The organism is Nonomuraea sp. NPDC048901 (assembly GCF_040649695.1).
GTDB lineage: Bacteria > Actinomycetota > Actinomycetes > Streptosporangiales > Streptosporangiaceae > Nonomuraea.
Genome location: NZ_JBEZFW010000001.1, coordinates 870,960 through 889,517, shown reverse-complemented (window position 1 = coordinate 889,517; position 18,558 = coordinate 870,960). Strand labels below are relative to the sequence as shown.

Here is an 18,558-nt window from a genome sequence, read left to right as displayed (position 1 = left end):
CCTGCCGATTGCGAGCATGCTCACTTCTCTCTGAACAGGTGCGTATGGGGGGATACGGTTAGGCGCCCAGTTGCCTGATGCCAAGAGCCCTGTGGGGACAGCGCTACGTTGGCGGCATGGTGATCCCGTTCTATCGGAAGGGAGGGCCGCCTTTAGGGCGAACCCGAAGCAAGAAGGTAATCGAGGGCCCGCATATCACTCGCATATGCCCCGCATAGCGATTACGAGGTGGGTTGCCGAGCGGCGGTGTCGGGTCGCCGCGCCCGGAACCTGCCCTGGGTGACGGCGAGGACCGCGCCGACGAGGAGCACGGCCGCTCCTGTGGCCTGCACCGTATCGAAGGACTCACCCAGGAACACGGCCGAGCACGCGGTCCCGACGACGGGCACGACGAACATCATGATGGACGCCGACACGGGACCCACGGCGTGAATGCCCCGGTAGTAGAGCAGGTTCGCCACGGCGGTCGGGCCGAGCGCCACGAAGACGACGTTCAACCAGACGTAGGCGGGCACATCCTGCCAGGCGACCTCCGTGGCCGCCGGCGCGCTGTAGATCGCCAGCAGCACCGCCCCGCTCAGCGTCGCGTACGTCGTCGCCTTGAGCGGCTCGATGCCGGCCAGAACGCGGCGACCGGACAGCGTGAACGCCGCCCAGCAGCCGGCGCTGAGCAGGAACAGCAGATCACCGATGAGCCGGGCCTGGCCCGCGCCCGCGGCTCCGGCCGAACCCGCGAAGAAGATCAGCGCGCCGACCGCTCCGGTCGCCAACCCGGCCACCCGCGCCACTGACGCGTTCTCCTGCCGGGTGATCAGCAGAAAGGCGGTGGTCAGCACGGGACTCATGACCGGGACGATGCTGCTTCCGTCGATCGACGGCGCGAGTGACAGCCCCCAGAAGAAGAACAGGTTGTAGGCGAAAACCCCGATCACGCCCGCCCCGGCGGCCCGTGCCCAGTCCCGTGGCGACGACCGCCGGCGGGCACCACCGAGTTGCCGGGACAACCGCAGGGCGACCAGGAGTGCCAGAGCTCCACCGCCGAAACGCAACGTCGCGACCACGGAGTGAGGCAGGTGATCCACGATCACCTTGGAGCTGCTGAAGCCGCTTCCCCACAACAGCATCGTCGTGGCCAGCAGTAGGTAGGGCTGGGTTCGGCCCGCGCCACTCGTTTCCGTGTCTGCCATGGGGAACCTCCGCAACGCGTCTTTCCGCGCCCGAGGATCGAGGAGGCGGGCGCGACAGCAGCGACCATCCTGTGCTTCAGGCGATGGGCCGGTCTTGTACGCTCGTGCGCCGCGAGTCGTACGCACATGGAACGAGGTGATGACGAGATGACCGGCAGGGGCCACCCGGCCCGGGAATGGACCAGCTACTGGCGCTCGGCCGAGATGCCGCTGGAGGCCATGTACGCGCGCTTCCTCAGCCACCGCTATCACCGCCACAGCCACGAGACCTACTCCTTCGGTGTCACCGAGCAGGGCGCGCAGACCTTCACCTGCCGCGGCGCCGGGCATACGAGCGCGGCCGGGATGGTCATGGTGTTCAACCCCGACGAGGTCCACGACGGGCATGCGGCCCACGAGCTGGGGTTCACCTATCGGATCGTGCACATCGGCCAGGAGCTGATCACCGGCGTCCTCACCGACGTGACGCAGCGCCCCGCCGGATTGCCGCTGTTCGCCAGCCCGGTCCTCAACTCTCCCGCCCTGGCGACGCGGCTACGCGACCTGCACACCGCGCTGCTGGGCGGCGCCGACCCGCTCGAGCGCGACGAACTGCTCTCCGGCACGATCGCCGCCCTTGTCCGCCTCGCCGCGCGCAGACCCCCCGAACCACCCGCCACCCTCCGCGCGGCCACTGCCGCGTATCTCGCCGCGAAGGCCCGCGAGCTGATCGACGACTGCTACACCGAGCCGATCAACGCCGACGACCTCGCGGCCTGGACCGGCTCCAGCCGGTACGCCGTCTATCGGGCCTTCCGCACGACGTACGGGCTGGCGCCCAGCGACTACCAGCGCCAACTGCGCCTGCGGGCCGCTCGCCGCCTGCTCGCCCGGGGGCGGCTCGCGGCCCGGGTCGCGAGCGAGGTCGGATTCACCGACCAGGCCCATCTGACTCGTTGGTTCACCCGCTCATACGGCGTCACGCCCGCCCAATACCGCCTGGCGAGAGCCTGAGGTTCTGTCGACGCCGAATTGGTGGCTCCGCCTGCGTAGATCTACTTTCCGGTGGCGTTCTGGCTCAGCCAGTCGCGGTAGCGGATTCGGCCGAGGCTGGCGCCGTCGGCGGGGACCAGCGTCCGCTCGCCCGGCTCGGTGCCGAAGTAACGCGCGTGCGGGTCGGTGACCACCGTACGCGGGTCGCCCCAAGCGGCCAGGGCGTCGCGGAAGAACTCATCCATCCGTGACTGCTCCGGCCCGGCGATCTCCATCCGGCGGTTCAGCGGTGAGCCCACCGCGACGCGGCCGATCGCCTCGGCGACGTCTTCGCCCGCCATGGGCTGGAACAGCACGGGCGCGATCCGTACCTGGTCGCCGTCCGTGGCCTCGTCGGCGATGCCGCGGACGAACTCGAAGAACTGCGTCGCGTGCACGAGCGAGAACGGGATCCCCGACTTCTCGATCAGCTGCTCCTGGGCGATCTTCGCGGCGAAGTAGCCGTTGTCCGGCATCCGCTCGGTGCCCACGACCGACAGCGCGACGTGGTGGTCGACACCGGCCGCCGCCTCCGCGGCGAGCAGGTTGCGGGTGGAGGTCTCGAAGAACTCCATCACCGCGGCCCGCTCGAACGACGGCGAGTTCGACACGTCGACCACCACGGCCGCGTCGGTCAGCACCTCGTCCAGACCTTCGCCGGTGAGCGTGTTGACGCCGGTGTTCGGCGAGGCCGCCACCGCCTCGTGGCCGTGTTCTCTCAGCTTCGTCACGAGCTTCGACCCGATCAGGCCGGTCCCGCCGATTACCACGATCTTCATGAAGAGCCTTCCTGCCCGCCGGGGCGTCCATGTGCCAGCCGGTCCGCGAGCTAAGACAGGGCACCCTCTCGGCCTGTGACAGCCCCGGCGAAATCTTTCCCAGAGCCCTCCTTCCCCTCGCCGTCTCTTCTCGCCCACGCCGACCGGCAAAGGACGCCATTACCGTGGGGTGGTTCCGCAGGCCAGGTGGATCGCAGAGTACGGTCGGTGGAAACACATCCCGGTGCGAAAGGTCTCGGCGGGGCGATGGGAGTGGCGGACACCGAATCGGGCGATCCGGAGGATCTCGAGCAGGCCGCGGTGGTCTTCGCCGGCGTGCGGCCGCGCCTGTTCGGGATCGCGTACCGGATGCTGGGGAGCGCCACCGAAGCCGAGGACCTGGTGCAGGACGTCTGGCTGCGCTGGCAGGCGTACGACCGCGCCACGGTGGACAATCCGGCCGCGTTCCTGGCGACGACGATCACCCGGCTGGCCCTCAACGCCGCCCAGTCCGCGCGCGCCCGCCGGGAGACGTACGTCGGCCCGTGGCTGCCCGAACCCGTCGACACCAGCGCCGATCCGCACCTCGGCGCCGAGCGCGGTGAGGCCCTGGAGTTCGCGGTGCTGCTGCTCCTGGAGCGGCTCACGCCCACCGAACGGGCGGCGTACGTGCTGCGGGAGGCCTTCGACTATCCGTACCGGCAGATCGCCGACATCATCCGGCTCAACGAGCCGGCCGTACGGCAGCTGGTCAGCAGGGCGCGCAAGCATGTGCTCGTCGAACGACGTACTCCCGTGGCCAAAGCCGAACAACGCAAGCTGCTGACGGCCTTCGTCGCCGCCGCCCGCGCCGGCGACATGACGGCGCTGGAAGAGCTTTTCGCCCTGGACGTGATCAGCTACTCCGATGGCGGCGGAGCCGTGCGCGCCTCCCGCTTTCCCGTGGTGGGGGCGTCGCGGGTGGCGAAGTACCTCAGGGCGTTCGCGAGCCACTTCTGGATCGGGGTCGACGTGGCGTACGCGAGCACGAACGGGCAGAGCGCCGCGCTGCTGAGCCGCGACGGAGAGGTGTTCGCCGTCCTTACGGTCAACGCCTCGGAGCAGGGCATCGACCAGGTGCTGTGGATGATGAACCCGGCCAAGATCACCGCCGTGTCCGCCCCGCCGTAAGGGGACCGGTTCGCCCAGGCGGCGAACCGGTCGGCCGCTCAAGGACGGTTTCGGTCAGGGAATGATCACGTGGAAGCCGGTGTCACGGGCGCCGGACGCGCTACCGGTGCCGACGAAGATGTCGCGCGAGTCCCCGCAGACGATGTTGCCGTCGGGACGGACGAAGATGCTGGAGTCCCAGGGCGAGCCCGTCCACTGGGTGGTGGCGACCGGGACGGTGTTGGCGGCGTTGATGTCGGCGTCGAGCCGGATGCAGTACTGGCCGGTGGCGATCTTGCGGACCCCGGTGACGCCTTTGGAGCGGACGACGAAGCCGTTGGCGTTGACGATGGCGGCGGCGCGGACACCCGGGCCGGAGGCGCCGCCGAGGTCGGCCAGCGCCGGGACGGCGAAGGCGCCGAGCGCGCCGACGCAGGAGGTCAGGGTCACGGCAACGGCCATAGCGGTCTTCTTGATGCGCGGCATGCTGGTTCTCTTTTCGAGAAAGGGACTGACTGTACGGGAACAGGGCTTCTCATCAGGCCGGATGACGATCTTCCAGCCGGTCCAGAGCCAGCACTCACTGTAGTTTTTCGACACGTAGAGTGACGTTGCGACACGGTAAAGATGATCTCCTGGCCGACGAGCTCAGCCGGGCGCGAGTGCCGCGCGTTGCGCCGGGCTCAGGCGGTCCGATCTGGTGGTGACGGTGTACGTGCCGGGCTCCGTGCGCAGCAGCGCGAGCGGGTCGGCGATGACCGAGTGCTCTTCGATCGCGGCCAGGGCGTCGGCGACCCGGTTCACCGGCAGTCCCAGCGCCCTGACCAGTTCGTCCACGGTGAGCGGCCGAGCGGCGTACACCAGCGCGGCGAGCACCGTCAGCGCATCGCCCATGACGATGTCGGCCAGGCGGCTGCCGCTCATCTCGCCACTGAGCCAGTCGAAGAACTGGCCCATCTGGCCCAGCCGGGTCCCGGCGGGCGAGTCGGCGCCGAAGAGGGCGACTCCGCGCTGCGCGGCCCGCGCGATTTCGGCGTGCGCCCCGGTGTCGGTCCGCCACGCCCGGAGCCAGGTGTCGTCGTCGACGACGTAGCGCTCGCGCCGCCCGCCGGGATCCGGTTCGCGCCCGACCAGGTCCATGGCCTCCAGGTAGCCGATGGCCTTGGACACCGACGCCGGGCTGACCTGGAGCAGGCGTACGAGCTCGGCGGCCGTCAGGCTCCCACCGTCGGAGGTGAGCAGGCAGACGAACACCCGGGCGGCCATCCGCGGCAGGCCGGTCGCGGCCAGCAAGGCCGCGAACTGGTCCACGAAGCCGCGCGCCGCCTCGGTCGGCTGCTCCTCGGGCGGCTCCCCCGCCTGAGGTGGCCTGGCTCGGCGGGCGCGCCGTGCGGCGACCTGCTGGGCGCGGTCCGGCAGGTAGTCGCCGGACGTGCCGTTGCGCGCCACCTCGCGGCTGATCGTGGAGGTCGGCCTGCCGAGCCGTCTGGCGATCTCGGCGTAGCCCAGCCCTTCGGCCAGCCAGCTCGCGATCCGCCGGCGATCCTGATGGGTCAGCCTGCCTCCGGGCATCGGCGCCTCTCCTGTCGTGAACGGTCCGCGGGGTCCAGTGTGCTTTCATCGACAGGACATTGCAACGATGAGACCGGTCTATATTGCATTTCCCCACAAGGCTGTTGCAACGATTATCACCTATATATGCAGGTCAGTTTGATTACCAACTTCACCAAGCGTTGACCAAAAATCGAATGCAACGTAGCCTTTGTTCATTCGGAAACATTCGGGAGAGGACTCGAGCATGCATGTGATGGCGGTTTCCACGATCTCCGACGGGGACAGGTTCTGGGGCTCGCTGAAGAAGGCGCACGGCAGGCTGCCCAAGGGGGCGAAGTGGACCCTGGCGGTGTCGAGCACCGACGGGACCAAGGCGGTGAACGTCATCGTGCACGACTCGATCGACGGCGTTAAGGGCTTCTTCGAGGAGTACGCCGGCTCCTTCGCCACCACCGAATACTTCGAGGCCGACGCCGCCAACGCGGTCGGCCTCCCGAAGTAGGCCCCCATGGCGAAAGGGCTGGACATCACGCGGATCAAGGCTCGAACGGCCGAGTTCCTCGCCGAATACCAGGTCCCGAGCGTCGCGATCGGCATTCTCCAAGACGGGGAGATCACCGACTTCGCCTTGGGCGTCAAGGAGCTGTCGACGCGAGAACCCGCGACCACCGACACCATTTACCAGTGCGGTTCCCTGTCCAAGACATGGACCGCTCTCGCTTTCATGCAGCTCGTCGATGAGGGAAAAGTCGGCCTGGACGAGCCGGTGCGGACTTATCTTCGCGATTTCCGGGTCGCCGACCCGGAGGTGAGCGCCGAAGTCACGCCCCGCCACCTCCTGAACCACACGAACGGCATCGAGGAGGACTACGGCGACCCAGGCGAAGACGACGACGTATACGAACGCATGATCGCGAACATCACCGGCGCTCCCCAGGTTCACCCCCTCGGACATACCCATGGCTACAGCGCGGCCCTGGGTTACGCGATCCTCGCCCGCGTCATGGAGGTGATCGACGGGAAGAAGTGGGACGACATCATGCGGGATCGTCTCTTCGGCCCTCTGGGATTGACCTCCACGACCAGCCGGCACGAGCAGGTGGCCCCAAACCGGGCCGCGACGGGCCACATCATCCGGTCCGTTGACGAGGGCCCCATCGTTTCACCGGTGGAGCATCTGCCGCGTTCCTTCGGCCCCGGCGGCAACGTGAACTCGACGGCGCGGGAAGTGCTCACGATGGCACACGTCTTCCTCAACGAGGGAAAGACACCGAACGGCACCCGTATCGCCGCGCCCGAGATCATCCGCGAGATGATGGAATCTCGCGTCCCCATTCCCGATCCCTATATGTACGGCCCGGAGTGGGCTCTCGGGCTCATCGTGTGCGACTGGCACGGCGAGACCGTCTACGCCCACGACGGCAGCACCATCGGCCAGAACGCCCGGCTGCGCATTCTCCCGGACTCGAATCTCGCGATCTCGATGCTGGCCAACGCGGGACCGCGAGACAGCTTCTACAAGAAGGTGTTCAACGTCATCCTGGCCGAGCTCGGCGCGGTCACGATCCCGGAGCTGCCGAAATCCGACCCTTCGCGGAGCCTCGACCTGTCCAGGTACGAGGGCACGTACGGGCGGCTCGGCACCCACTACGAGGTGACGGCCGAGGACGGAAAGCTATCGCTCACCTTCGCCCTGAACCCCATGGAGGCGAGCTTTCTCGGCAAACCAGAACGCGTCACGTACGAGCTGCTGCCGGTAAGTGACACGCACTTCTTGATGCCTTCCGACGATCCCCTGGAAGACACCCAGACCGTCGCGATCTACGACTTCAAGAATGGCGTGGCCCAGTATCTCCACACCAATTGCCGGGTGAATCCACGAGCCCGGCAATAGCGTCACATCTGCGCGGCCGCCTCGTCGAGGCGGATGAAGGTGGCGCCCGCGGCGGCGGCGCGGGCGCCGAGAACGTGCCCGTCGCACATCCTCGTCTCCGTCCCGGCCCGGTCGATCACCTTCCACGTCCTCGGCTCCCGGCATGGCTGGCCGAGCAGGTCGCCGGTCCAGGAGCGACGGCACACCCGGCACGTGGAGACGCCTCCGCTGGCGGACAGGGTGTTGCCGTGCTCGGGGCAGACGCCCCACGGCAGGCCGCACGGCTGGTCCTGGAGTCTGGCCAGGTCCGCGGCCGCCTGCTGGAGATCCTCGGCGCCTCGGGCCAGCCAGTCCGCGGCCTGCCACGCGCCGGCGAGGTGCTCGCGTTCCGGTGATCCGTTCAGGGCGGTGCCGCAGAGCGCGCGTACCTCCGCGGTGAGCGCCTCGGCGCGACTCGCGAGGGCGCGCAGCTGCGCCGGAGTGACGGTCATGAAGGCTCCCATCTCCGCCAGGACCGACGCGGTCGGCCGTGAAGTGGCTGCTGTCCTGGACCCTACGTCGCGCCAGCTTCCGACGGGTCAGTCAGGCTCGGGCGGTGTCAGGAAGTCTTGGAGTTCGCGGTGCCGGAATTGGTAGGTGGCGCCACTGACGCGCAGCAGCCGTGCCTCGCAGGCCCAGTCGAGGAAGGTCCACAGCCGCAACGGGAGCACCCCGCGCGCGGCCGCGATGATCAAGCCGATCATGGTACGGGACCAGGCGACCGCGCCGAAGGCGAGGCCGAAGGTCACCCCACCGATGAGCGCGCAAACCAGCGACTGGACGACGCCCTGGTTCATGACGAATACGAGGAAGGCCGCGACACCCCCGGTGAGCCCGAAGGCCACTCCGATCATCGGGTTGCGGTGAAGCGCCTCTCGCGGGTGGGCCAGCTCCGCGTCCTCGCTCCATCCGCCAGTGGTGATCTTGAAGAGGACCCCGAGCGCGAAGGCCAGGACGAAGGCCCCGATGATCTCCGCGGTCAGTGCCACCGGACCGGCGCCGGCCAGGCGCAGCGGCGGCAATCCGGTCAGCGCGCCGCACAGTCCGAAGCCCAGCAGGGTGACCGGCTCGGCGCGGACCGCCTCGGATATGGTCATGCGCTCGCCCTGCCGGGCGGCGGCGGTCAATCCGATGACCGCGCCGAACACCGCGCCCCCGGCCGCCCCCGCCGCGATGGCGAACACGGGACCGAAGACCATGCCTTCGGTCAGCACGAGCCCGGTCAGGCCGCAGAGCGCACCGACCGGGCCGCCCGCCAGGGCGCCGAACAGGCCGCCGATCACGCGTCGCCGCCGAGGGACGTTGGCCCGCCCACCGGCGGCGGTCGGCCACTGCGACATCGACAGGCCGGTGGCGATGACCACCCAGCCCGCCATGAGCGACAAGGTGAGCCCCTCTCCGAGCCAGTCGCGCGGGTCACCGGTCCGGTCGACCGCCGACCCCGCCCAGAACGCCAGCATGGCGACAACGGCGAAGATCACACAGCACAGGCAGTGCACCGCCCGTACCCGGCGCTCGCCGCCGATCGGCCACAGCAGGTGCGGCACGATGTCGATCGGCGTCATGCCGGGCGGCGGCCGATCCGTCTCGGCGGTACGGGCGGCCTGCCACCGCAGGTGGGCGGCCAGGTTCTCCAGCCAGGACCGCACCTGTTCAGGACGGTACGGAGTGCCGTGGGCGGCGCGTGGCGCCAGTGCGGTCGCCGCCGGGACATACGCGCCGAGCAGCCTGCGGGCGATCCGCGCCGCCGCCGAACGCGTGTCGGGGTCCTGGTCGACGCGGAGCAGTTCGTCCGGATCGGCGCCGGACTCCACCGCGGTCACGGTCAGCAACAGGCGCCACGGCGTGGCCAGGGCGGCGTGCACGGCCCTCCCGGTGGGTCCGGACAGCGCGGCGTGCAGGCCGTCGCGGTGGATGTCGCAGGGATGGCCGTCCGGCCAGCGGGTGCGCAGGTAGGCGTTGATCTGCTCGATGGTCAGGTCGTACAGATGGATCCGGGTGGCGTTGTCGAGCCCGGCGCGGACCAGGGACAGCTCGGTGTGGCGGGCGGCCCGGCAGGTCACGACGACCGCCCCCGGCCGCCGGCCGGAGAGGTCGCTGTACCGGTTGAGCTCGGTCAGCAGGCCGATCGCCCGGCGCGGCGGGCCCACGGACGGCTCGGGGTCCAGCTCGTCGAGCCCGTCCAGCACCGGCAGGACCTGGCGGTCCCGTACCAGCCGCTCCGCGTCCTTGGCCGTGAGCCCGAAGTCGTGCGCCAGCTGTTCGGCCAGCCATGGCTCGAACGGGCTGCCCAAGGTCCATCGGGCGGCGTCCAGGCGTACCGGGACCATCTGTGGGTGGCCGGGGCGTTCGCCGCCGGTCAGGAAAGGCTCCAGCAGTTGCAGCACCAGCTCTATGGCGAGCACCGTCTTGCCCGCTCCCGACTCACCCACGATCAGCAGGCGCCGCGGGTGCAGGGCGGTGAAGAAGCGGCCGATCGACCACGGGCCGTCCTTCATCTCGCCGCCGGCGTCGTCCAGGTGGATCGGGTCCTCGTACGGGCCGAAGGAGACTGGTGCGATGGTGTAGCCGCCGAGCAGCCCCTTACGTGCCCTGTCCTCCTCCCGGGCCACTCGCCGCGCCAGGAGCTCGGCGGCGTGGCCGCGCCCGGGACGGTCGGTGGTCTCCGCGTCGGTCGCCGCGATCTGGACCGCGCCGCCCACCGAGGCCGCCGCGACCGCCTCCGCCGCGACCATCGCGAACGCCTCGGCCGCCATCGCCTCCGCCGCGACCGCCGCGGACACCTCCGCCGCCATCACCTCTGCCGGGTCCACCGCCTGCGGCTCGATCGTCGGCGACGTCCGCCGCTCCATATCCGAGGCGGGCGGTGTACGGGGGACCGGCCCGGCCAGGGCGGTCCTGGCCACCCGCCAGCGTTCGAGCTCGCCGGGGATCAGCTCGGCCGGATAATCGCAGTAACGGAAGCAGGCGGTGACGAACGCCTTCACGAAGTCCCACCGCGGCAGCCTGTCGGTCTGCCGGAGAACATGCGAGGTCGTGCTCTTGGGCAGCGCGTCGATCGTGGCTCCGTCCGAGGTCACCGTCTGGCCGCCGAGAGTGCGCAGCCTGCTCAGCGACGGCTCGCCCGCCCACCGTTTGAGCCGGACCAGCGACCGGACGAAGTCCGGGGCGCTGCCGGCCTCGGTGGGGTCGGGTGGACGGGGGTGGTCCGCGGCCATCAGTGCTTCGTCCTCACCAGCGACCACTCGAACCTCGTGCTGCCGCGCCGGGGCCATCGGCCGTCCAGGTAGGTGCCCGCCAGTGTCTGGACATGACGTGACTCCATCAGGAAGTCGCGCGCCTCGTCGGACTCCACCAGCTCCCGGCCGACCGCGATAGGAACGAACCCGTGCCGGGGGATGTAGACCCATCGGCCGCGGTCCCAGTCATAGGGATCGAACCAGTGATGGCGGACCGTACCCGACATCCGCACCTCCAGCCCGGCCCGGGTCAGGACGAACGAGCCCTGCGAGCGCAGCAGGCTCATCCGGCTGACGTAGAAGAGCTCCGTGCCGATGAACGCGTTGATCCGGGCGTCCCAGTAATCGTGCAGCCAGGTCGACGCGCCGTCGCGCAACACTTTCGCCTCTCGTACGAGCTGCCGCTCGAACCGGTTCTGGTTCTTGCGCTCGGCCTTCTTGATCACTTTGAACGAGCGCAGCCAGCGCAGGGACATCGTCCTGGAGGCACCGGCGCCGTCCATGAAGTGTTCCAGGAAGTCGGACGCCATCGGGTGGAAGTCCCGGCCTTCTGTGACGATCGAGCGGAACAACGCGGCCAGTTCCGGGACGGGCTTGCCCGTCCGTCGCCGGAAGCCTCGCAGGAACATGCTCGCTCTCTCTCCGTGGTGGATTCCAGTGGGATTCCCTGGGTCATGGACACGTCTGCCGGTAGGCCTCCCCCCGTACGTAGCTCGCCCATTCGTCGCGGGTGAGGGTGCGGCCCGCGTTGGCGCACGCCGCGGCCACCGGGTCGGCGGGCAAGCGGACGTTCCACAGCCGCGCGGTCCCGTCACCGGCCACCGTGGCGATGGTCGTCCCGTCCCGGCTGTAGGTGATCGCGGTCACGGCGCGGGTGTGGCCGGTCAACGGGGTGCTCAGCTGCCGGTGGCTCCGCACGTCCCACAGCCGCACCACGTCGGCGGAGCCGGTGGCGAGGATCTGTCCGTCCGGGCTGAAGGCGAAGGTGTTGATCGCGCCGTCCTCGGCGATCAGGGCGATGCCGAGCGTGCGGTGCCGCACCACGTCCCAGAACCGCACGCTGGAGTCGGCGGCTGTGAGTGCCAGCGCCTGCCCGTCGGGGCTGAACGCCAGATCGTTGACGAACCCGCCGGCGGCCGGGGGCGGCGAGCCCGCGATCTGGCGGCGGGTGGCCACGTCGAAGAGCCGAACCTGGTCGTCGTAGCCCGAGGTCGCCAGGGTCGAGCCGTCGGGGCTGATCGCCATCGCCGTGATCACGTCGGTGTGGTCGGGGACGCTGATGCGCGGCCCGGTCTCCCGGCGGCTCGCGAGGTCCCAGAACGCGATGGCTTTGTCCGCCTGGACGGCGACGTACCTGCCGTCCGGGCTGAGCCTGGCCAGGCCCTTGAGCGTCGCCTCATGGGCGATCTCGCGGCGGCTCGCGACGTCCCAGAGCCGCAGGCCGTCCGAGCTGGACGTCAGGAGCGTCCGCCCGTCGCGGGTGAATTCGATCGTGTACACGGAACGGCGCGCGCCCCGGGGACGCAGCGGCGGGCCGAGGCGACGCTGGGTGGCCACGTCCCACAGCTGGATCGCGGGGTCCATCTGGTCGGCCACGCCGGTGGCCAGGATCCGTCCGTCCGGGCTCAGCGCGACGGCGGCCTGTGCGGGCATCGAGGTCCCGACCTGCAAGTGGATCTGGGGGTCGGCCAGCCGTACGACGCCGTCGTCGCTGGCGGCGGCGAGCAGCTTCCCGTCCGGGCTGAACGCCACGCGCTCGACACCCATGCCATTGTCGGCGAGCGCGGTCAGCTGCTGGCGGCTGGCCGTGTCCCACAGGACGGTGCGGCCGGTGTCTCCAGCGGTGGCGAGCCGGGTGCCGTCCGGGCTGAAGGCGATCGCGTTGAAAGCGGTACGGCGGTCGCTGAGCACACCTGTCTGCTTCCGCGTGGCCACCTTCCACAGCCGGGCGGTGTGGTCCCAGCTCACGGTCGCGAGGGCCGTGCTGTCGGGGCTGAAGGCGAGATTGGTGATGGTGTCGGTGTGCCCGGCGAGCGGGGCGCCGAGCCGGCGGGAGGTGGCGATGTCCCAAAGCTGTGCGCTCTTCTTTTTCGCGACGGCCAGCGTCTTTCCGTCCGGGCTGAACGCCACCGCCCTGATGATGGACGAGAGGTCCTGTCCGTAGTCGGCGCGGCCAAGGGGAGTCCCGTGCGGACGGTGCGTGGTCGCGTCCCACTGCCGGACGACGCCTCTGAAGTCGCCGGTCACGAGGGTCTTCCCGTCCGGGTTGTACGCGAGCGCCGACACGACCTCCTCGTGATCCAGCGGGGCGCCCAGGTCGCGACGGGTGGCCACGTCGTAGAACCGGACGGTGTCGAGACACGCCGTGGCCAGCGTACGCCCGTCGGGGCTCAGTGCCAGCTTGACGGCTGAGCACTCGTACTTCGGGCGGGTGATCGGGGCGCCGAGCTGCCGCCGACTCGCCACGTCCCAGAACCGCGCGGTGCCGTCGTCGCTTCCGGTCACGATGAACGAACCGTCGGGGCTGAACGCCAGGTCCGTGACGCCTCTCGTGTGCCCGGTGAGAGTCCCCCGGCCGGTACGCGTCGCCGCGACCAGCACGCGGTTGCGGGCCTCGTCGGTGTCGGCGATCCGCCACGCCGCCACGGCCAGCAGCGAGGACAGGGGGACGTCGCCGGTGATCTCGCTCTGCGCCGCTACCTGGCGGGAGAGCGCCACCCCGCGTTGCACATCGGCCTCGTTCGCGGCGTTGACGGCGGCGCCGGCCGCGATGAGAGCGAGGATCGACAGCGCCGCGAGACCGGCCATGACCAGCCGGCGACGGCGGCCGGTACGTCGTGCCGCCCGCGTCGATGCCGCGACGAAGCCCTCGGCGGCCGGGCCGGGGGGTGGAAAGCTGTCAGGGTCGCGGTCCCAGCGGTGCCGGCTGTCCTGAACCGCCAGCAGCCGGGCGCCCCGGTAGAGGAAGGCGGGGTCGCGGTGGTGCTCGCGCCATTGGGCGGCGTCGTCGATGAGGCTGTCGTACACCGTCTGCGCGGTGAAGTCGGGTTCGAGCCATTGGCGCAGGGTCGGCCAGGCGATCAGGAGCGCGTCATGGGCGATCTCGACGGTGTCTTCGTACAGGGTGAGCAGGCGCTGGTCGGCGAACGCGGACAGCAGCGCCGTCACCTGCCCGCGCCGATCCGCCGACAGTGCCGACGCGGCGGCGTGGATCTCGGTCAGCGTCGCTCTGCGCCGGGCCACCCGCCCGCCCGCGGTGATCAGTGTCATGCGCCGGAAGAGTCTGAGGGCGGTCTTGCGGTCCTCCGCCGACAGCCGGTCGAGGATCTCGTCGGCCGTGCGTTGTACGGAGTCGCGGACGCGGCCGGACTCCTCGTACCCCCGGACGGTCAGCCGGCCGTGCTCACGTCTCTCCCAGGTGTTGCGCAGCGCCTGCGAGAGCAGGGGCAGGGCGCCGGCCTCGTAGCCGTCCCCGGCGGCCTGGTCGACGCGTAACTCGCCGAGGATGGTCTCCACCAGACCGGGCTCGATCTCCAGGCCCACGGCGGCCGCGGGACCGGTGATGGCCAGCCGGAGGTCCGACTCCGACATCGGCTCGACGATGACCTGACCGTCCTGGATGGCCTCGGCCAACTGCGGATAGGCCGCGCAGCGGTCCCAGTAGTCCGCGCGTACGCCGACGATCACTCCGGCGCCCCGCGGGCCTTCGGCCAGGGCGTGCAGCGCCCTGACGAACACCTGGCGCTCCTGCTCGTCGCTCACCAGGGTGAACAGTTCCTCGAACTGGTCGACCACCAGGATGAGACGGCCGCCCGCCGGGAGAGGCGCCATCCGTCCTGGATCGTCGCGCAGCTGCTCGTACACCGTTTCGACGTACTCGCCGAACGACTTCGCCCATTCTTCGGCGAGCGCCCGCAGCGGCGTCGAGGTCGGCGTGATGAGCAGGCGCGGCCAATGCCGCGAGCCGGCGACCGGCAGCATCTCCTGGGCCAGCGCCGGCAGCAGCCCCGCCCGCAACAGCGACGACTTGCCCACACCCGAGGCACCCGAGACCAGCAGGACGGTCCCGTGCCCGTCCAGGCGCGCGCCCAGGCGGTCGACGAGGCTGCGCGTGGCCCGCGCGCGGCCGAAGAAGAACTCGGTCTTCTCCCTCTCGAACGGCACAAGTCCTTGGTAGGGGCATACCTCGCCCCCGTCGTCGGACGGTGACAGCACCTGGGCTTGGCGGTTGCCGCCCTCGTCCCCGTCGCTCATGGCCTTCATTCTGGCTAATTGCCGCGATGCTCATCAATTCTATTCAAACCGCGAAGGTATCGGTCGCGGCCGAGCCCTAGAGATAACCGCAGGTCGCGATCGTCTCATCCGTCGCAAGGCCGTCCGATTCCGTTCGCTTTCGTCCAACAGTGGCGGGAACAGCTGGAAAGCGCTTTCGATGTACATGGGGATCTCGCCGACCAGGGGCGGCGAGAGAAAACGGGGCGGCTCCCTGGATAGGAGCACAAATCGATGAACGACAATCACGTTCGGTTGACCACTTCCCTACCGACGGAAGTCATACGGTGTCCTGAGGCCGAGTTGTCTTTGGGGGCGCTGCTGCGCCGATGGCGGGGGCGGGCGTTGCTGACCCAGGAGCAGCTGGCCCAACGTACCGGCCTCAACGTTCGGACCGTCCGCCGGTTGGAGCACAACGTGCTTCAGCAGCCGCGCATCACCTCGATCCTGCTGCTGGCGGAGGCGCTGGAGCTGGACAGCGAGGAGCGCGCGATGCTGGCCGTCGTCGCTCGCGGCCCGTCGGCTTCCCCTGAACGCGTTGAACCGGAAGAGATCTGCCCAGCGCCGGCAGCGGTGACCATTCCGCGAGAGCTACCGGCCGATGTTGCGGCGTTTGTTGGCCGAAAGCATGAACTGACGGCTTTGTCGGATTATCAGAATGCGAACACGGCGACGGTCATCGCCATTGACGGCATGGCCGGAGTCGGAAAGACGGCGCTGGCCGTTCATGCCGCCCACCTGCTCAGCTCTCGGTTTCCCGACGGTCAGCTGTTCGTGAACCTCCACGGACATACCCGGGAAACGACCCCCGTCGATCCACGTGATGCGCTCGCCCGCATGCTCCGCGCACTTGGCATCCCTGATGACCGCATACCCGGGCATATCGATGACCGCGCGGCGCTGTATCGCAGTGTCGTGGCCGACCGCGAAGTCCTGATCGTGCTGGACAACGCCGCCGACGAGGACCAGGTCCGCCCGCTGCTGCCCGCCGGACCGGGCTGCCTGCTGATCGTCACCAGCCGCCGCCGGCTGATCGGCCTGGACGACACGCGAACCTTGTCGTTGGACGTCCTGCCGCTGGAGGAGGCGGTCGCCCTGTTCACCCGCATGGTCGGGCGGGAGCATGTCGCGGACGCGCCGGCGGGCGTGCTGACGGAGACCGCGGAGCGGTGTGGGCGGCTCCCGCTCGCCATCCACATCGCCGCCGTCCGGCTGCGGGCACGTCCGACGTGGGGCGTGCGGCATCTGCTCGACCGGTTGAACGACGACCGGCTGTCCGAGCTGACGACCGGGCGCCACAGCGTCACCGCCGCCCTGGATCTGTCCTATCAGCGGCTCACGGAGGATCAGCGACGCGTGTACCGGGTGCTGGGGTCGCAGGCCGGCACCGAGTTCGGGGTCGACGAGGCCGCGGCCGTGCAGCACACGACAGTGGTGCGGGCGAGGCGGCAGCTGGACCAGCTGCTGGACGTCCACCTCTTGCAGGAGCCCGCACCCTGCCGGTACCGCTTCCATGATCTGGTGCGCGACCACGTCTCGGCCCTGCTTCGCCGAACGCCGTGTGAGGCCGCGCGGGCCAATTCCGCTTGACTACTCGACGGCGCCCGAGCGGGTGAGGAGGTCCTGGTACCAGGTGTCGTACGGGTGGTTGGACGCCGGATAGTTGGCCAGTGGGTCGGTGGCGTCGTCTTCGGAGTCGAAGTCCCAGCCGCGTACGAGCCGTCCCGCCTGCCGGGCCGCGGTGATGAACGAGGACTCGCCGGCCGACGCCGCGTAGAACAGCGCGCCCTGCTGGAGCTCCGCGCTGTCGCCCTTCTGGAACTCGTCGAAGGCGGTCTGCTGGTAGCGGATGCGCTCGCCGGCGACCCTGTCGGTGTCCAGGCGCAGGGTCTGGGCCGGGGTCGGGCCGTCGGCGCCGGTCCACACGTGCACGCGCGACGAGCCGCTGGTCGAGGTGGTCGCGTCGTAGCGGGCGTCGGAGGTCTTGGCGTTGCCGCTCCAGGAGACCGTCGCCGCGGCGGCGTTGAGCACGCCGTCCCAGTCCCAGTTCTGGCTGTTGCTCTGGCTGCGGTGGATCTCGCGTAGCTGGGTGCCCGCCGCGTCGGTGAACCTGACCGTCGGCAGGACGCCGTTGTCATACTGGTGGCTGGCCGACCAGGTGATCTCGCCGCCGGCGTCGAGGCGGCCGACGCGGTACCAGAGGGTGGTCGCGGTCTGGGACTGGTGGACCTCGACCAGGTCGCCGTTGTCGTTCAGCGCGACGGACGGGGTGACGCCGTTGTCGTACTTGCCATGGCGTAACCAGGTCACGCGGCCGTCGGCGCCGTACGTGCCGCTCCAGTACCAGAGCGCGCCCGCGCCCGAGTCGTGCACCTCGACGACCTGACCGCGGCCGTTGATCGCGACGGCCGGGTGGTAGCCGACGTCGCGTTTGTACTGGGCGCGGGTCGTGCCGTCGCCGGAGATCACGGGGAGCACCCGGCCGCGCAACGTGTCCACCGACGGCGGGCTCGCCGGGTAGTCCTTGGCCCAGAACAGCCGCGAGCCGAAGACGGAGGTGAGCTCCTGGTTGAGCGCGGCCAGGTTGCCGGCGGCGTACGAGGTGTTGTCGGTCAGGTCGTCCTTGATGTCGAGCGCGACGACGATCGGTGCGGCGGTGGGATGCTGCGCGGACCAGGTGTTGATCACGCCGAGCCAGTCGCGCAGGAGGTTCGAGGCGGGGTTTCCGTTGTGGTCGACCTGGTTGCCGGGAGAGTCGTGGCCGACGGAGTAGTCGTGCGAGGTGGCGTAACCGTTGTCGTGGATGTCGAGTTCGAGGAAGCGAATGCCGTGGTCGAGTTGGTAGGCGATCGAGTTCTTGGCGCCGCTGACGTTGCCCGAGTAGCTGTTGTGCGTGGCGCGGAAGATCGCCGAGGGTAACGGCACATCCGCGGCCGCCTCGGCGTTTCCGCTGATCAGTAATGCGGAAGTGGCGACGGCGAGCGCGGAGAGAACGGCTTTTGAAGGGGCCATTCCCCGATCTTCACACCGCCGATGATCCCCGACAATACGCTCGCGGACCCTCGCTGGCCTCATTCACCGGCTCTTAATCCGATATATCCGCTCTTGTCGGGGTAGCTGGACGAATGTCGCAGGAGAGGACAGGAGTCGCAAATGAGCACATTGGTGGGAAACTGGAAGATGGCGATCACCGACGGGTGCGTTCGGGGCGACCGGCTCTGCCTGTTCAATGTCAGCCCCAAGAACGCCCACGTCGAGCTCACGTTCTGCGCGACGGGCGAGGAGCCGCTCGGCCCCTACCGCGCGACGGTGCCCGCGCAGCGCACCAGCGACCTGAGCCTGGACGACCTGGCGGTTTCCGACGCCCTGTCCCCCGGCACCCCCTACGCGGTCGCGGTCGTCTCGGACATGCCGGTGATCGTGCAACTCACCCATGCGCACCCCGATGTACGCCGATCGGCCGCCTGACCTCCCAT

At 69.6% G+C, this 18,558-nt stretch carries 15 protein-coding genes; 6 read left to right on the top strand and 9 right to left on the bottom strand.

The features are described from left to right. Positions 1-221 precede the first annotated feature (221 nt). Positions 222-1,187, bottom strand: coding sequence for a DMT family transporter (locus tag AB0C30_RS04350; protein WP_357939461.1), 966 nt, complete (start codon positions 1,185-1,187; stop codon positions 222-224). A 126-nt stretch (positions 1,188-1,313) separates the two neighbouring features. On the opposite strand from AB0C30_RS04350, the gene AB0C30_RS04345 reads away from it, so the two are divergent. After that, entirely contained in the window at positions 1,314-2,180 is an 867-nt protein-coding gene (locus AB0C30_RS04345; RefSeq protein ID WP_357939459.1) for an AraC family transcriptional regulator, read from the top strand. Between the two features lie 41 nt (positions 2,181-2,221). Here AB0C30_RS04345 and AB0C30_RS04340 read toward each other — a convergent pair whose 3' ends face one another. Further along, positions 2,222-2,977: an SDR family oxidoreductase gene (locus AB0C30_RS04340; RefSeq protein ID WP_357939457.1), complete on the bottom strand. Its 756-nt coding sequence runs from the start codon at positions 2,975-2,977 to the stop codon at positions 2,222-2,224. 207 nt (positions 2,978-3,184) lie between these two features. Between AB0C30_RS04340 and AB0C30_RS04335 the strand changes: the two genes are divergently transcribed. Next, positions 3,185-4,126 carry an RNA polymerase sigma-70 factor gene (locus AB0C30_RS04335; protein ID WP_357939455.1) on the top strand — a complete coding sequence of 314 codons (942 nt, stop codon included), beginning with the start codon at positions 3,185-3,187 and terminating at the stop codon, positions 4,124-4,126. 54 nt (positions 4,127-4,180) lie between these two features. On the opposite strand, the gene AB0C30_RS04330 is transcribed toward AB0C30_RS04335, so the two are convergent. Both AB0C30_RS04330 and AB0C30_RS04325 read right to left on the bottom strand, forming a co-directional pair. After that, entirely contained in the window at positions 4,181-4,591 is a 411-nt protein-coding gene (locus AB0C30_RS04330; protein ID WP_357939453.1) for a hypothetical protein, read from the bottom strand. A 162-nt stretch (positions 4,592-4,753) separates the two neighbouring features. Then, positions 4,754-5,677 carry a MarR family transcriptional regulator gene (locus AB0C30_RS04325; RefSeq protein ID WP_357939451.1) on the bottom strand — a complete coding sequence of 308 codons (924 nt, stop codon included), beginning with the start codon at positions 5,675-5,677 and terminating at the stop codon, positions 4,754-4,756. Between the two features lie 235 nt (positions 5,678-5,912). Between AB0C30_RS04325 and AB0C30_RS04320 the strand changes: the two genes are divergently transcribed. Together AB0C30_RS04320 and AB0C30_RS04315 are read left to right on the top strand one after the other, a co-directional pair. Continuing rightward, positions 5,913-6,161, top strand: coding sequence for a hypothetical protein (locus AB0C30_RS04320; protein ID WP_357939449.1), 249 nt, complete (start codon positions 5,913-5,915; stop codon positions 6,159-6,161). 6 nt (positions 6,162-6,167) lie between these two features. Then, the gene (locus tag AB0C30_RS04315) at positions 6,168-7,553 is read left to right on the top strand and encodes a serine hydrolase domain-containing protein (protein ID WP_357939447.1); all 1,386 of its coding nucleotides are present in this window, start codon (positions 6,168-6,170) and stop codon (positions 7,551-7,553) included. 2 nt (positions 7,554-7,555) lie between these two features. Here AB0C30_RS04315 and AB0C30_RS04310 read toward each other — a convergent pair whose 3' ends face one another. The 4 genes from AB0C30_RS04310 to AB0C30_RS04295 form a co-directional block, all read right to left on the bottom strand. Next, positions 7,556-8,023: a hypothetical protein gene (locus AB0C30_RS04310; protein ID WP_357939446.1), complete on the bottom strand. Its 468-nt coding sequence runs from the start codon at positions 8,021-8,023 to the stop codon at positions 7,556-7,558. An 87-nt stretch (positions 8,024-8,110) separates the two neighbouring features. Next, positions 8,111-10,789 (bottom strand): NACHT domain-containing protein, encoded by a 2,679-nt coding sequence (locus tag AB0C30_RS04305; protein ID WP_357939444.1) that lies wholly within the window; start codon positions 10,787-10,789, stop codon positions 8,111-8,113. Beyond that, positions 10,789-11,439, bottom strand: a complete 651-nt coding sequence (locus AB0C30_RS04300) for a hypothetical protein (protein WP_357939442.1) — start codon at positions 11,437-11,439, stop codon at positions 10,789-10,791. The genes AB0C30_RS04305 and AB0C30_RS04300 overlap by 1 nt, the downstream gene beginning before the upstream one ends. A 43-nt stretch (positions 11,440-11,482) precedes the next feature. Beyond that, positions 11,483-15,064, bottom strand: a complete 3,582-nt coding sequence (locus AB0C30_RS04295) for a WD40 repeat domain-containing protein (protein ID WP_357939440.1) — start codon at positions 15,062-15,064, stop codon at positions 11,483-11,485. A 252-nt stretch (positions 15,065-15,316) separates the two neighbouring features. Between AB0C30_RS04295 and AB0C30_RS04290 the strand changes: the two genes are divergently transcribed. After that, positions 15,317-16,672 (top strand): NB-ARC domain-containing protein, encoded by a 1,356-nt coding sequence (locus AB0C30_RS04290; RefSeq protein ID WP_357939438.1) that lies wholly within the window; start codon positions 15,317-15,319, stop codon positions 16,670-16,672. Here the strand turns inward: AB0C30_RS04290 and AB0C30_RS04285 are convergent, their stop codons facing one another. Beyond that, positions 16,673-18,094 (bottom strand): hypothetical protein, encoded by a 1,422-nt coding sequence (locus tag AB0C30_RS04285; protein ID WP_357939436.1) that lies wholly within the window; start codon positions 18,092-18,094, stop codon positions 16,673-16,675. A gap of 141 nt (positions 18,095-18,235) precedes the next feature. Between AB0C30_RS04285 and AB0C30_RS04280 the strand changes: the two genes are divergently transcribed. After that, positions 18,236-18,550 (top strand): sensory rhodopsin transducer, encoded by a 315-nt coding sequence (locus tag AB0C30_RS04280; protein WP_357939434.1) that lies wholly within the window; start codon positions 18,236-18,238, stop codon positions 18,548-18,550. Positions 18,551-18,558 lie beyond the last annotated feature (8 nt).

Coding starts and splice junctions, on each gene's coding strand:
- AB0C30_RS04350 (WP_357939461.1), bottom strand. CDS start 1,187: ATGGCAGACACGGAAACGAGTGGCGCGGGCCGAACCCAGCCCTACCTA.
- AB0C30_RS04345 (WP_357939459.1), top strand. CDS start 1,314: ATGGAACGAGGTGATGACGAGATGACCGGCAGGGGCCACCCGGCCCGG.
- AB0C30_RS04340 (WP_357939457.1), bottom strand. CDS start 2,977: ATGAAGATCGTGGTAATCGGCGGGACCGGCCTGATCGGGTCGAAGCTC.
- AB0C30_RS04330 (WP_357939453.1), bottom strand. CDS start 4,591: ATGCCGCGCATCAAGAAGACCGCTATGGCCGTTGCCGTGACCCTGACC.
- AB0C30_RS04325 (WP_357939451.1), bottom strand. CDS start 5,677: ATGCCCGGAGGCAGGCTGACCCATCAGGATCGCCGGCGGATCGCGAGC.
- AB0C30_RS04320 (WP_357939449.1), top strand. CDS start 5,913: ATGGCGGTTTCCACGATCTCCGACGGGGACAGGTTCTGGGGCTCGCTG.
- AB0C30_RS04315 (WP_357939447.1), top strand. CDS start 6,168: ATGGCGAAAGGGCTGGACATCACGCGGATCAAGGCTCGAACGGCCGAG.
- AB0C30_RS04310 (WP_357939446.1), bottom strand. CDS start 8,023: ATGACCGTCACTCCGGCGCAGCTGCGCGCCCTCGCGAGTCGCGCCGAG.
- AB0C30_RS04305 (WP_357939444.1), bottom strand. CDS start 10,789: ATGGCCGCGGACCACCCCCGTCCACCCGACCCCACCGAGGCCGGCAGC.
- AB0C30_RS04300 (WP_357939442.1), bottom strand. CDS start 11,439: ATGTTCCTGCGAGGCTTCCGGCGACGGACGGGCAAGCCCGTCCCGGAA.
- AB0C30_RS04295 (WP_357939440.1), bottom strand. CDS start 15,064: ATGAGCGACGGGGACGAGGGCGGCAACCGCCAAGCCCAGGTGCTGTCA.
- AB0C30_RS04290 (WP_357939438.1), top strand. CDS start 15,317: ATGAACGACAATCACGTTCGGTTGACCACTTCCCTACCGACGGAAGTC.
- AB0C30_RS04285 (WP_357939436.1), bottom strand. CDS start 18,094: ATGGCCCCTTCAAAAGCCGTTCTCTCCGCGCTCGCCGTCGCCACTTCC.
- AB0C30_RS04280 (WP_357939434.1), top strand. CDS start 18,236: ATGAGCACATTGGTGGGAAACTGGAAGATGGCGATCACCGACGGGTGC.